Consider the following 13,308-nt stretch of genomic DNA (forward strand, 5'->3'; position numbering starts at 1 on the left):
GTATCTCCATGCTTGCACATTCAACTTTTATCAAGCGAATCCTCAAAAGTGCGCTCGTGCTTTGGTTGACATTCGTGGGCGCTATTTCTCAAGCGCAGATTGCACAGCAACCTCTGCTCTCGATTGCCGGTACGGCCAAACCCAACCTCATGTTTCTTCTAGACAACTCGGGGTCGATGAAGTGGCGGCATACGCCAGATGGCTATGCGAATACATTTACTCCAACCATTGCGCGGATTGATGCGTATCGCTCTCCAGATGCAAACAAACTTTGGTACAACCCAGCGGTGCGCTACACACCTCGGCCCAATGCTGACGGTACATTCATGCCTGCAGCAACAGAAGCGAGCGCACTGGCTGCCACTGTCGCTTGGGTAGATCAGGCAGACGCTGTCGCGGTCGGTTGGGGAGGGACAATTAACCCGACAGCGATTTTCTACTACGAACTAGATGCATGTATAACTGGTAACTGCACATCTTCTTTAGGTGGCGCCTACGGTGTGCCCACTGGCACATTTAACAACACTTTTACTTTTACATTATGTACCCAGTGGGATACAGTACAACCGACTATTTGCAATTCCGCTACGGCAACTTATAGCATTCCGCCGCCAGGATTCAGCCCGACATTCGCCACAGCAACTTATGTGGCGAAGGCGGCTGCTCGAACGGATTGCACAACTTTCGCCACGCGATGCAGTTGGGCAGAGGAGCGTCAAAATGCACTAAATTGGCATCAATATTACTCCACTCGTATGGAGGCTACGAAAACCTCGATTGGGCAAGCATTTTTATCGCCTGATTTCATCAATCGATTCAGACTCGGTTGGGGTCGCATGAATGGCATCAGAACGGCAGGGGCTGGTGGCGAGACACCCGATGCTGCAGGCCATATCAAACGTGGGGTACGCCCGTTTGTCGATGATCCGGGGCTCGCGATTGGATATCGTACGGAGCGATCCGACTTCTTCGCTTGGCTCTATGCGCAAACTGCATACAACGGAACGCCAAGCCGAGGAATGCTTGAGGCAGCGGGGCAGTATTTTGCTGACGCAAGCGATACAGGCCCTTGGTCTGCCCAGCCTATTATCGGTAGCAACACCACTCATTTGAGCTGCCGCAGAAATACTGCCATGATGTTTTCCGATGGTGCATACAACGGGGCTGCAACCCCAGTCCTAAATATTGATAACGGGGATTTCACTGGTCTGGCAAGCACGACACACGTGAATCCAGTAACAGGTCTGACCTTTACCTATCAAGTGTCAGCGGCAGCGCGAGCGGGGTATGTTGCGTATCCGGATTCTGTTGCCAACACAATGGCAGATACAGCAATGCGGTATTGGATTCAAGATTTGCGGCCTGATCTTACAAATAATGTGCCACCCATTAGAAATCTGAATCCTGCTTTTTGGCAGCATCTCTCGTTCTACACTATTGGTTACGGCATTCGCGGCAGCGTCTCCCTTGCAGATGTCGATGCTTACGCATCCAATTATCTGAATGGTATTTCTTCTACTCTCAATTGGGGCGATCCTACTGTCAGCACGGTTAATATCATCAACGACTATATTCATGCTGCCTACACAGGAAGAGGCAAATCTTACTCAGTGCTCACAGCAGGCGAAGTCAGGGATGCTGTCAAAGATGTGATTGAGCGATCGACTTCCGGCACTGGCTCTGATGCAGGTGTTGCGGTCAGTGGCGCGAACACACAAGGCTCTTTGTCAGCTGGTGGACTCAAGTATGTTCCGTCGTACTCGACTGGAGACTCAACGGGTGACATCGAAGCTTATGTACTTTCCCCAACGGGAAAGGTGCTAACACCAGGAACCCCTACTTGGGTTGCAAGCAGAGAGATTCCAGCATGGAGTGAGCGCAACATCGTGACGAGCTCTTCATCTGGTTCTGTAAATCTGTCGACAGCCTTCGCCTCTTTACCTTTAGATGTACGCACTGCTATGGGCGCAGGAGCTGATCAGGCATTTGTGAACTATCTTCGCGGCCAGCCTGGTGGTATCGATTCGGTGAGCGGCCGCCTGTTTCGTCAGCGTGCTGTGCTCTTTGGCACGGTGATTAACTCACCGCCTGAACTCATTCGTGGTGAATTGAAGATGGGCTATGAGGCCAGTACAGTGCCCGGCGCTAGCGCCTATTCAAGCTATTTGGCGGGCAAACGCAGTGCCAGCAAAGAGGGATTGCTCTTTACTCCAAGCAATGATGGCATGTTGCACATCTTGAATCCCAAATCAGGCACAGAAACCATGGCTTTCATTCCTCGAAATGCTCTAAGCAAAATGAGGGCGTTTGCCACCGATCCCTATGTACACCAGTACGTGTTGGATGGCCCACTGAACGAAGGCGATATTTACGACGCAAGCAACTCCTCTTGGAAGCAAGTGGTTTATGGCTCGGGCGGGCGCGGAGGCAAATTTGTGTATGCCCTCTCCATACCCACTGCCACCACCATGAGCGGCACTTATACAGTACCCGCCATGACAGCCAACAGCGTGCTTTGGGAAATTGATAGCAGCCAATCTGGCTTTTCGAATCTGGGGTACGTAATGAATGATGTGACCAGTGGCTACTTGCCCAATGGCCGCTGGGTTGCTATCTTTGGCAACGGCTACTACAGCAGCTCTGGTGTGGCCAGCCTGTTCATTGTGGATGCCCTCACAGGTGCATTGATCCAAGAAATATCCACTAATGTGGGCTCTGTAGGCACACCCAACGCGCTGACTGGCGTAACTTTGGTACGCAATGCAGGCCGCGTGGTGATCGGTGCGTATGCAGGCGATACCTATGGAAATGTGTGGAAGTTTGATCTTCGCTCTACCGTCGTTGGCGGGGCAACTTTGGCCTTTTCTGGCGGTCAAGCCTTGTTCAACGCAGGGTCAAGCAAACCGATTACGGGCGCACCAGCCTGGCGGCAGTTTGGTGATGGCACGCTTGTCGTGGCTGCTACGGGCAGGCTCGTCACTAACGCCGATCAAACCAGCACATCCGTGCAAACTGTTTATGGTATTTACGATAAAACGCCTTTTGGCGGTAACCAGGTGGGCTCATTTTCAGTGCCAGTGAGCGCAGCTAGCCTGCAAGTACAAACCATCAGCTCTGTGGTAGGTACGACGAGCTTTTTGTTGGCAGGAAATACATCAACTTCTGCATCGTTCTTCCGAGTATCCACCAACCCAGTGACCTACGCTACGCAAGGAGGCTGGTATCTGAATCTTTCAGTAGAGAATGGCCTGCGCAACCTCTCCAACGTGGATAATTTCAACGAAGCCGTGCTAATTTCAAGTGTGGTACCACCCTCGCCTACAGCAGGTGAAACTTGCCCCATTTCATCTGAAGTTCGTTCTTACACGCTGCTATTGGATGCTGCTACTGGCGGTAACGCCGATGTTGGTGGGCGAGATCGTGGATTAGGTAGTGGCTTTGATGTGAATGGCGATGGCACGGGTGATGGCTATAGCGTACTCAATACATTTGGTTTTCCTCGAAACAGCGTGATCGTCTCAGAGCGAGTTGGCCCATCAACAGAAAGCGTGGCGACTGCTGGTGGCAGTACGGCAGGCTGCAACAGCAGCTCAGCTTCAGGCACTTTGATCGGAACTGGTCCTGGCTCCGTCGGCTTGACCTCGACTGGGCCTTGCAACAGCTTCAGACGGACGTGGCAACAATTGTTGTCGCCGCCAAGAATACCTTAATATCATCATTAATTTGCATCTACTTCCAAGGCACTCATGCAATCCAAAATAGATTTACGCGCTTCGCAAGGTTTTACGTTAATCGAGCTCATGATTGTTGTGGCTATCGTTGGCATCCTCGCGGCTATCGCCTACCCAGCTTACACAGAATACTCAGCTCGGGCGCGTCGAGCCGAGGCTTCGGCAGTTGTGCTGGAAGCCAGCCAGTTTATGCGCCGCGCTTATTCCGCCAATGATGTTTTTCCCACAACTCTGCCCAACGGAACCATCACGCTGCCACGGGATGTTGCTGCCGCCAATGCGATCTACAGCGTGAATGTCACCAGCGACACGACCTCAAGCTTTACTGTTACAGCGCAGGTTTCTTCTACAGGCTCGCAGGCCAACGACAGGTGTGGCTCATTTATCTTGAATTCACGTGGCCAGCGCCTGAACCAAGTGGGCGCAAATACGCCTGCTGTTGTGGCGGGCTGCTGGCGCTAAGCTCGCTGTCCAAATTCGCCTTCTGGTCGTTTTGATTGACTACTGATTGAACTAGCCTTGTTGATCTGCGTGACAAGCCCCAATCCGTGCGTGACTTGCCGCATTGAGTCCTTGAGTCAGCTTGTCATTGGCCAAACCCAACCCCGCGGTGGACCTCACGCTGAGATCATGGCTTTGCGTGCTGCGGCTGCGCAGGGTGTTGATGTTCGCGGGGCGATGGTTCATGTGAGCTTGGAGCCTTGCGCGCATCATGGTCGGACGCCGCCTTGTACTTCGGCTTTGATTGCGGCTGGGGTGGGTAAGGTGGTGATAGCCATTCTGGATCCTAATCCGCTGGTGGCGGGTAAAGGTGTGCAGCAGCTGCGGGATGCGGGGATTGAGGTGGAAGTGCTGCCTACCGATCACCCGGATGCTATTGCCTCACGGGAGCTGAACATTGGGTTTTTCAGCCGGATGATTCGGCGTGTGCCTTGGGTGCGGATGAAGGTGGCTTCTTCGCTGGATGGGGTGACAGCGCTCTCTAATGGGCAAAGTCAGTGGATCACAGGGGAAGCTGCACGCAATGATGGGCAAGCATGGCGCGCGCGCTCATGCGCAGTGCTAACAGGGATTGGCACGGTGCTGGCAGATGATCCGCAATTGAATGTGCGCGCCCTGCTCGATTCGCCTGAAGGCAGGATTGCAGCGCCTCGGCAGCCGCATTTTGTGTTGGTGGATAGTCAACTAGATATTCCGCTCGATGCGAAGCTGCTCAAAACAATTGGGCAGCGCGGCGCGGCTAGCGCAGCATATGCACAAGAAACTATTGATTTGATAGCACCTCGCGCAGGTTTTATCTATCATGCAAGCCAAAATGATGAAAAAATCAAGGCTTTAGAGGTACTTGGAGCCAAGCTGATTTATATGCCTGAAGCCAGTTCGGGGAAAGTCGATCTCAAGGCGATGATGAGCGATTTGGCGGTGAATCAAGAGATCAATGAGCTGCATGTGGAAGCAGGCTTCAAGCTCAATGGTTCCCTGCTCAAGGCAGGCTTAGTGGATGAGTTGCTTGTTTATCTTGCGCCGAAGTTACTCGGCGCGGGCATGGGATTAGCGAATTTACCGGAGCTCTCTGGCTTGTCTGCCCTGCCTGCGGCTCAAGATTTGGTTTACCAATCCGTCGATTTAGTTGGCGAAGAAGGTAGCAAAGACCTACGGATCGTGGCTCGCGTTCGCGGACGTGATACGTTTTAGTCTACATCAGTCGCTTTCGCGGCTTTAGATCTCCCTGCCCGCGCTAATCCGGGCAAACCCTGCGAAAATACGCTTATGTTTACCGGAATCATCACCGGCGTGGGGCGCATCGTCGCTATCCACAGCCTCGGCAGCTCTTTGCAACACGGCAAGCGACTCACCATCGCGCCGCCGCAGGGTTACTTACAAGACGTTGGACTGGGTGACAGCATTGCGCTCAATGGCGCTTGCATGACCGTCACCACGCTGGATACCGCCGCCAATCAATTCACGATTGATATCTCGCAGGAATCACTTTCCAAGACGGCTGGTTTGGATACGGAAGGCGCCATCAACTTAGAAAAAGCCCTGCGAGCCAACGACAGGCTAGGCGGCCACATCGTGAGCGGCCATGTGGATGGCGTGGGGCATGTGAGCTTCTTTGCGCAAACGGGTGAAAGCTGGGAGCTGCGTGTGACAGCACCCCAAACCTTGGCCAAGTACCTCGCCTACAAAGGCTCGATCACCGTGAACGGCGTGAGTCTCACTGTGAATTCGGTGACAGATATCTCAGCAGGCTGCGAGATCAGCATCAATCTCATTCCACACACTGTAGAAAACACCGCACTCGGCAGCCTGCAAACTGGTTCGCCTGTGAACCTAGAGATTGATACCGTTGCCAGATATGTCGAACGCATGCTGAGCTTAGAAAATTTAAGCAAAAACGGCACTTCGCCGGCATAGAATCTGCGCAAAGTGCTATTAAATTTATAGTAAAGAGAACATCATGACCACTGCCCTCGCCTCCACTTCCAGCAGCGCCAGCAGCACCGTTGGCATCTCGCCAATTGAAGACATCATCGCCCAGTTGCGCGCTGGGCGCATGGTGATCGTGAGCGACGATGAAGACCGCGAAAACGAAGGTGATTTACTGATCGCCGCCGAACACATCACACCAGAAGCCATCAACTTCATGGCCAAGTATGGCCGTGGCTTGATCTGCCTCACCCTCACGAAAGAACGCTGCGAATTCTTGGGTCTGCCTCCGATGGCTGTAAAAAACGGCACCAAGATGAGCACAGCCTTTACCGTCTCCATCGAAGCTGCTGAAGGCGTGACGACCGGCATCTCCGCCGCAGACCGCGCCCGCACGGTGCAAGCCGCCGTGAGCAAAACCGCCAAGGCAAGCGATCTCGTGCAGCCTGGCCATATTTTCCCCTTATCTGCGCAAGATGGCGGCGTGCTCATGCGCGCTGGCCACACGGAAGCGGGTTGTGATTTAGCTGCACTTGCAGGCTGCATGCCCAGCGCCGTGATTTGCGAGATCATGAAAGACGATGGCACGATGGCGCGCATGCCTGATCTGCAAACTTTTGCGGCTGAGCATGGCCTCAAAATCGGCACGATTGCAGATTTGATCGAGTACAGAAGCCGCACCGAGAGTTTGGTTGAACGCATCGGCGAAAAAACCATGCAAACCGCGTTTGGCGAATTCAAAGCGATTGCTTTCAAAGACAAACCCAGCCAAGGCGTGCATTTGGCGCTGGTGAAAGGCTACTGGAGTGAAGCCGACGCGATCCCTGCACGCGTGCATGAGCCGCTTTCTGTGCTGGATGCATTGCAAACCAAGAGCCACATCCACAGCTGGAGCTTGCAAGAAAGCTTGAAATACCTGCAAGCGCAGGGCAAAGGCGTGGCTGTGTTGCTCAATGCGGGAGAGAGCGCTGATCAACTCTTATCTCAATTTGAAGGCCAAGCCCGTCCTGCGCAAGCGCCCGAGCGTGGCCGCATGGATCTGCGCACCTACGGCATCGGCGTGCAAATCCTGCGCGACATTGGCGTGCGCCGCATGATGCTCATGGGCAAACCACGCCGCATGCCTAGTATGGCGGGCTATGGGGTGGAGATTGCTGGCTACATCGCTAACCAATGATCAAAGCTGATAACTAGGCAAGAAAGGAACGCAAAAGACGCAGAATAAATGCAGAAGACGCAAAAGCATCCTTTTTGTCTTCAGCTCTTCTGCATCCTTTGCGTTTATTTTGCGTCTTTCGCGTTCTCCTCTATAGACTGAAAAAATCTCAAATTCAAAGGAAAAAAATGTTCGGTGCAGACAAAGGCAAAGCCCAAGACTCTCTCCTCGATGGCCGCAAGCTCTATATCGGTATCGTGCAGGCGCGCTTCAATGAAAGCGTGACGAATGCGCTGGCCACCGCTTGCTTAGATGAGCTGGCCAAGCTGGGCGTGCAGTCCAAGCACATTGATGTGTTCAAAGTGCCCGGCGCTTTGGAAGTCCCTGTGACGCTGCAAGCTTTGGCAGAGAAAGATCAATACGATGCGCTGATTGCTTTGGGCTGCATCATTCGTGGCGAGACCTATCACTTTGAACTCGTGGCTAACGAGTCCGGCTCTGCTGTGACGCGCGTGGGCCTCGATTACAAACTGCCGATAGCGAACGCTATCCTCACGGTAGAAAACATGGAGCAAGCTGTTGCTCGTCAAATCGATAAGGGTCGTGACGCGGCTCGAGTTGCCGTGGAAATGGCTAATTTACTCAATGAGTTGGCTTGAATCGCCTTAAAGAAGAATTTATATGCAAAATGAGTCTGTAGCCGGCAAGAAACCTGCGCAAGCAGCTAGCAAATCGATAGCAAAGCGCAAAGAATTCATCACCAAAACAGCGATGCGCGCAGCACGCACTCGCGCACGTGAGTTCGCTGTGCAGGGTTTGTATCAGCATCTGGTCGGCCAGCAAAGCATTGACGAGATCGACGAGTTCACACGTAACTTGCAAGGCTTCTCGAAAGCGGATTCTGTGCATTTCGATGCGCTGTTTCGCGGCTGCATTGAATCGAGCCAAGCTTATGACGCCATGATCGAGCCGCACTTGGATCGCCCCTGGGCTGAAATCTCGCCGATCGAGCATGTGATCATGTGGATGGGTGCCTATGAATTCCAGCATTGCCTGGATGTGCCTTGGCGCGTGATCATCAACGAATACATCGAACAAGCCAAGGCTTTCGGCGGCACGGATGGCTTCAAATACATCAACGGCATTTTGAACAAGCTTGCACCGCAGCTGAGGGCGATGGAAGTGGCGGCGGATGCTGCTGCAGCTAAAGAACTTTCGTCGTGAAAATTGCTTGGCAATTCCAACAGGAGAACGCAAAAGGCGCAAAAATACGCAGAAGCCGCAAAAAATGCACTTAGGATTTTTCTGCGATTTTTGCGTTTTTTTGCGTCTTTTGCGTTCTCTTCTTTCCGCACCAATCATTCATCAAAATGAAAATATCCCACAGAGCCCAGAAAGTTGAGCCCTTCTATGTGATGGAGGTGTTCAAGGAGGCATCGAAGCTAGCAAAAGAAGTCGCGCATACCGACAAACCGATGATTTTTCTGAGTGTGGGTGAACCTGATTTCACCGCGCCTGCGCTCGTACAAGAAGCTGCCGCAAGAGCGATTACAAAAGGTCATACGCAATACACCAATGCCAATGGAATGGACTCGTTGCGCGAGAAGATCAGCACTTGGTATGCGCAGCGTTTCAATGTGAACGTGCCCGCCAGCCGCATCGTGATCACCGCAGGCGCGTCTGCCGCTTTGCAGCTCGCCTGCCTCGCGCTTGTAGACGCAGGCGATGAAATTTTGATGCCCGATCCGAGCTACCCATGCAATCGGCATTTTGTGCATGCTGCGGATGGCGTGGCCAAGCTGATTGCAACCACGCCTGAAGAGCGCTTCCAGCTAAGCGCTGCCAAAGTTCAGGCCAACTGGGGCGCGAAGACCACGGGTGTGCTCCTGGCATCACCCTCCAACCCCACCGGCACATCCATTCATCCCGACGAGTTGCGCAAGATCCATGAGTTCGTAGGCTCCAAGGGCGGCATCACCATGATTGATGAGATTTATCTCGGCCTGAGCCACGACGCGACCTTCGGCAAATCCGCGCTTGAATTAGGTGACAACATCATCAGCATCAACAGCTTCTCCAAGTATTTCAACATGACGGGCTGGCGGCTGGGCTGGCTCGTCGTTCCTGAGAAGTTGGTGAGCCCCATCGAACGCCTCGCGCAAAACCTCTACATCTGCGCCAGCTCCATCTCGCAAGCGGCAGGCTTGGCTTGCTTCGAGCCAGAGAGCATCGCCACTTACGAGCAGCGTCGCGCGGAGTTCAAAGCGCGCAGAGATTATTTTCTACCGGCTTTGAAAGAACTGGGTTTCAACATCCCCGTCGAGCCTGACGGCGCGTTTTACGTCTACGCCGATGCATCCCCACTGTTCGCCAAGCTGGGTGTGAATGACAGCTGGGATTTTGCCTTCGAGATCATGCGCCGCGCCCATGTAGCGATCACCCCAGGGCGCGACTTTGGCACAGACAGCACGGCCAACTTCGTACGCTTCTCCACGGCCAGTTCCATGCAAGATCTGCAAACGGCCATTTCCCGAATCCGCGAGGCCTTGAATTGAGTTTCAGTTTCCCCATCCGCGTCTACTGGGAAGACACTGATGCAGGTGGCATCGTGTTCTATGCAAACTATTTGAAATTCATGGAGCGTGCCCGCACCGAATGGCTGCGCTCTTGTGGGATTTCACAGCAGGCTCTGAAGCAGGAGACGGGCGGTATGTTTGTCGTCACCGACACGCAGCTCAAGTATCTGCAACCTGCTCGCTTAGATGATCTGCTCACGGTGAGCGCCGAAATCATAGAAAAAGGCCGTGCGAGTATCAAGATTAAGCAAGAAATCACCCTCTCGCCGGCAAAGAACCTGCGCGAAGTGCTATCAAATCAGGAGTCTGCAACGCTGATTTGCCAAGGCACAATTTGTATCGCTTGGGTTGATGCGGGAACTTTGAAACCGGGCAGAATCCCAAAAGACATCCTCGAGGTACTAAATTGAACGCTGCCAATCCCGATCTTTCTATTCTTCACCTCATCCTCAACGCCAGCTTTGTGGTGCAAGCCGTGATGCTGCTTCTGGTCGTCGTCTCGATTGCCAGTTGGGCGGCGATCTTCCGCAAACTCGCGGCACTCAAGAAAATCAACACGCTCAACGAAAATTTTGAGAAAGAGTTTTGGAGTGGTTCCTCGCTGAATGATCTGTATGCCAGCGCTGCGCAGAATGCCAAACTCGCTGGCCCCATGGAGCGCATCTTCGCCAGTGGCATGCGTGAATTTCAAAAACTGCGCGAGCGCCGCATCTCGGATGCAGGCACGCTGATGGACGGCGCACGCCGCGCCATGCGTGCGAGCTACCAGCGCGAGATGGATACCGCTGAGAGCAATCTCTCCTTCCTCGCTTCGGTCGGCTCGGTATCGCCGTATGTAGGTTTGTTTGGCACGGTCTGGGGCATCATGCATGCATTCACGGGCTTGGCATCGCTTCAGCAAGTCACACTCGCTACGGTTGCTCCCGGTATTGCGGAAGCACTCGTGGCCACCGCCATTGGCCTCTTTGCCGCCATTCCTGCCGTCGTAGCTTACAACCGCTTTGCGCGAGATATTGATCGCGTGGCGATTCGGCTGGAGACTTTCATGGAAGAGTTCACCAACATCTTGCAGCGCAACCTTGGCAGCCACGCAGCCGCTCAAACCACATCCTCTGGCCACTGAAAGGAGCGCATCATGCCCACGATGATTTCCCGAGGAAGAGGCAGACGCACCATCAATGAAATCAACATGGTGCCCTTCATTGATGTGATGCTCGTATTGCTGATCATCTTCATGGTGACTGCGCCACTGATCACGCCCAGCATGATTGATTTACCCAGTGTGGGCGAAGCCGCCAAGCAGCCAGATGCCGTGATTCAGATCATCATTCAAAAAGACGAGTCTTTGGAGCTAAAACAGCTTCCCGCCGGCAAAGAATCTGCGCGAACAGCTATCAATTCAGTAGCAGATCAAGTGAAGAAGATGCAAGCTGGGCAAGCCAATGTGGCCGTTGTCATCAGCGCAGACAAAAGCGTGAAATACGAAACCGTGGTGAACGTGATGGACAAACTCAAGCGTGCGGGGATTGAGCGTGTTGGCTTATCGGTGCAGCTCGCCAAGTAAGCTATGCCAAGCAAAGCAGAGCGCATTGATTTTTATCCCCCGCGCCCGCAAGGTACGGGGCGTGCACTCTCTTTCGCCCTGCTCGCGCATCTGCTGCTCATGGGCGCACTCACTTGGGGCGTGAGCTGGAAACGTGAAGCGACAGTCGCCACGGTTGAAGCCGAGCTGTGGAGTGCCCTGCCGCAGCAAGCCGCGCCCAAGTTGGTTGACGTGCCTCAGCCTCCGCCCACTCCAAAAGTAGAAACACCGCCCGAGCCCCCTTCTGTGAAAGCGCCTGATATCGCGGTAGATAAAGAAAAGCTCAAAACAGCGCCGAAGGTTGAGTCGAAACCTGAGCAGAAGCCCCCTCCCAAGACAGAGGTCAAACCTGTACCAAAAGTTGACAAGGCTGCAGAGCAGCGCCAACGAGATGAGAAAGATAAAGCGGACGAGGCAAAGCGCAGACAAGACCAACTTGATCGAATGAATGCGCAAGCCAATGCAACGGGTGCGCCCTCTTCGCAAGGCACAGCCATGCAATCCAGCGGTCCCAGCAGCGGCTATGCAGGCCTCATCAAAGGCCGGGTGCGCCCTAATCTTGTCTTCCCTGGAAATGTGAGCGGCAATCCAATGGTCAGCGTTGAAGTGCGCCTCGCGCCTGATGGCACGGTGCTTGGACGCCCTAGAGTGCTCAAAAGCAGTGGCAGTGCAGCTTGGGACGAAGCTGTGGTACGCGCATTTGAAAAAACTGAGGTGCTGCCACGCGATGGCGGCAAAATTTGGTCGCCACTTGTGATTGATTGGCGTGTGAACGACTGACTTTTTGTACTCAATGGTTAAAAATCAGGGTTTTGCCTGACTTCTGAAAACATCTCAAGTCAACCTCGCCCCGCGCATACCGTTATAGTTTCGTAGCTTCGGGTTGACCGAACTCAAAAACCTATCCATCCATCTTTCGAGGAGTTGTCCCATGTTGAAAAAACTGTTTGTTTTATTTGCTCTGTTTTACGCAGCACTGTCATTTGCTGCTGTTGATGTGAACAAGGCTACCGCTGCTGAGCTCGATGGCATCAAAGGCATCGGCCCCGGTATTTCCGGCAAGATTCTTGATGAGCGCAAAAAGGGCAATTTCAAAGATTGGAATGACCTCGTGACCCGCGTGAACGGCATCGGCGAAACCAATGCTGCTAAATTCTCCGCAGAAGGCATGACCGTGAACGGCCAAGGCTTCAAAGGTGTCGCCGCTGCTCCTGCCAAGAAGGATGACAAGCCAATGGCTAAAGATGCAGCAGCTAAGCCAGCCGCCGCAACTGCCGCCGCTCCAGCGAAGGATGCCAAAGCTGCAGACGCTAAGCCTGCCGCTGCCGCAGCTCCTGCTGCCAAGCCAGAAGCCAAAGCTGATCCAAAAGCTGATGCCAAAGCAAAAGCTGACGCTGAGAAGAAAGCCAAGGCTGATGAGAAGGCCAAAGCTGCTGAAGAGAAAAAAGCCAAAGCTGAAGCTGATAAGAAAGCAAAAGCAGATGCAAAAGCCAAGGCCGAAGCTGACAAGAAAGCTGCTGCTCCTAAGAAAGACGAGAAAGCCGCTGCTGCAGCGCCTAAGAAAGAAGAGCCAAAGAAGTAATCTTCTGATCGCCTCTCAAAAAAGCCCGGTTCTCCGGGCTTTTTTTTGTTCATTTTTGAGCGATTTGCCGCTATAAGGCTCATGCTCGGTGCAGCAATAGCTGCTTTTTTCAATCGCAAATTGCTCCGCACAACAAGCCATAACGTTCCAAGGATTGCTGCAGAATTTGAAAATATGTGTGTCTTTTCTACTCGTTCAGTGGCAATTTCTCACACAAAACTAAACATTAAGTGCTATAAATCCCGTTGAGT

General features: G+C 53.2%; 13 protein-coding genes. All 13 read left to right on the plus strand.

Annotated elements, in window-relative coordinates; all coding sequences use genetic code 11:
• Positions 1-8 precede the first annotated feature (8 nt).
• The gene (locus tag KIH26_RS07865) at positions 9-3,710 is read left to right on the plus strand and encodes a pilus assembly protein (protein WP_213443886.1); all 3,702 of its coding nucleotides are present in this window, start codon (positions 9-11) and stop codon (positions 3,708-3,710) included.
• Between the two features lie 36 nt (positions 3,711-3,746).
• On the plus strand, positions 3,747-4,193 hold the full coding sequence (locus KIH26_RS07870; RefSeq protein ID WP_213443887.1) for a type IV pilin protein: 447 nt from the start codon (positions 3,747-3,749) through the stop codon (positions 4,191-4,193).
• A gap of 42 nt (positions 4,194-4,235) precedes the next feature.
• Complete coding sequence (ribD, locus tag KIH26_RS07875; RefSeq protein ID WP_213444781.1) at positions 4,236-5,426, plus strand: bifunctional diaminohydroxyphosphoribosylaminopyrimidine deaminase/5-amino-6-(5-phosphoribosylamino)uracil reductase RibD; 1,191 nt, start codon at positions 4,236-4,238, stop codon at positions 5,424-5,426.
• A gap of 75 nt (positions 5,427-5,501) precedes the next feature.
• Complete coding sequence (locus KIH26_RS07880; RefSeq protein ID WP_213443888.1) at positions 5,502-6,149, plus strand: riboflavin synthase; 648 nt, start codon at positions 5,502-5,504, stop codon at positions 6,147-6,149.
• Between the two features lie 43 nt (positions 6,150-6,192).
• The gene (gene ribBA / locus KIH26_RS07885; protein WP_213443889.1) at positions 6,193-7,338 is read left to right on the plus strand and encodes a bifunctional 3,4-dihydroxy-2-butanone-4-phosphate synthase/GTP cyclohydrolase II; all 1,146 of its coding nucleotides are present in this window, start codon (positions 6,193-6,195) and stop codon (positions 7,336-7,338) included.
• A 167-nt stretch (positions 7,339-7,505) separates the two neighbouring features.
• Entirely contained in the window at positions 7,506-7,976 is a 471-nt protein-coding gene (gene ribH, locus KIH26_RS07890; RefSeq protein WP_213443890.1) for a 6,7-dimethyl-8-ribityllumazine synthase, read from the plus strand.
• 22 nt (positions 7,977-7,998) lie between these two features.
• Positions 7,999-8,541: a transcription antitermination factor NusB gene (nusB, locus tag KIH26_RS07895; protein WP_213443891.1), complete on the plus strand. Its 543-nt coding sequence runs from the start codon at positions 7,999-8,001 to the stop codon at positions 8,539-8,541.
• A 146-nt stretch (positions 8,542-8,687) separates the two neighbouring features.
• Complete coding sequence (locus tag KIH26_RS07900; RefSeq protein ID WP_213443892.1) at positions 8,688-9,872, plus strand: pyridoxal phosphate-dependent aminotransferase; 1,185 nt, start codon at positions 8,688-8,690, stop codon at positions 9,870-9,872.
• Positions 9,869-10,303, plus strand: coding sequence for a tol-pal system-associated acyl-CoA thioesterase (ybgC, locus tag KIH26_RS07905; RefSeq protein ID WP_213443893.1), 435 nt, complete (start codon positions 9,869-9,871; stop codon positions 10,301-10,303). Before KIH26_RS07900 ends, ybgC begins: the two co-directional genes overlap by 4 nt.
• Entirely contained in the window at positions 10,300-11,016 is a 717-nt protein-coding gene (tolQ, locus tag KIH26_RS07910; RefSeq protein WP_213443895.1) for a protein TolQ, read from the plus strand. Before ybgC ends, tolQ begins: the two co-directional genes overlap by 4 nt.
• A 12-nt stretch (positions 11,017-11,028) precedes the next feature.
• Positions 11,029-11,457 carry a biopolymer transporter ExbD gene (locus tag KIH26_RS07915; RefSeq protein WP_213443896.1) on the plus strand — a complete coding sequence of 143 codons (429 nt, stop codon included), beginning with the start codon at positions 11,029-11,031 and terminating at the stop codon, positions 11,455-11,457.
• A 3-nt stretch (positions 11,458-11,460) separates the two neighbouring features.
• The gene (locus KIH26_RS07920) at positions 11,461-12,255 is read left to right on the plus strand and encodes a TonB C-terminal domain-containing protein (protein WP_213443897.1); all 795 of its coding nucleotides are present in this window, start codon (positions 11,461-11,463) and stop codon (positions 12,253-12,255) included.
• Positions 12,256-12,406: 151 nt separating this feature from the next.
• Positions 12,407-13,057, plus strand: coding sequence for a ComEA family DNA-binding protein (locus KIH26_RS07925; protein WP_213443898.1), 651 nt, complete (start codon positions 12,407-12,409; stop codon positions 13,055-13,057).
• Positions 13,058-13,308: the final 251 nt, after the last annotated feature.

The sequence above is a fragment of the Variovorax sp. PCZ-1 genome (genome assembly GCF_018413605.1).
Classification (GTDB): domain Bacteria; phylum Pseudomonadota; class Gammaproteobacteria; order Burkholderiales; family Burkholderiaceae_C; genus JANMDU01.

Excerpts from the sequence above, each read along its gene's own strand:
- ribBA (WP_213443889.1), top strand. The coding sequence starts at position 6,193 with ATGACCACTGCCCTCGCCTCCACTTCCAGCAGCGCCAGCAGCACCGTT.
- KIH26_RS07925 (WP_213443898.1), top strand. The coding sequence starts at position 12,407 with ATGTTGAAAAAACTGTTTGTTTTATTTGCTCTGTTTTACGCAGCACTG.
- KIH26_RS07920 (WP_213443897.1), top strand. The coding sequence starts at position 11,461 with ATGCCAAGCAAAGCAGAGCGCATTGATTTTTATCCCCCGCGCCCGCAA.
- KIH26_RS07900 (WP_213443892.1), top strand. The coding sequence starts at position 8,688 with ATGAAAATATCCCACAGAGCCCAGAAAGTTGAGCCCTTCTATGTGATG.
- KIH26_RS07915 (WP_213443896.1), top strand. The coding sequence starts at position 11,029 with ATGCCCACGATGATTTCCCGAGGAAGAGGCAGACGCACCATCAATGAA.
- KIH26_RS07865 (WP_213443886.1), top strand. The coding sequence starts at position 9 with ATGCTTGCACATTCAACTTTTATCAAGCGAATCCTCAAAAGTGCGCTC.
- KIH26_RS07870 (WP_213443887.1), top strand. The coding sequence starts at position 3,747 with ATGCAATCCAAAATAGATTTACGCGCTTCGCAAGGTTTTACGTTAATC.
- KIH26_RS07880 (WP_213443888.1), top strand. The coding sequence starts at position 5,502 with ATGTTTACCGGAATCATCACCGGCGTGGGGCGCATCGTCGCTATCCAC.
- nusB (WP_213443891.1), top strand. The coding sequence starts at position 7,999 with ATGCAAAATGAGTCTGTAGCCGGCAAGAAACCTGCGCAAGCAGCTAGC.
- ribH (WP_213443890.1), top strand. The coding sequence starts at position 7,506 with ATGTTCGGTGCAGACAAAGGCAAAGCCCAAGACTCTCTCCTCGATGGC.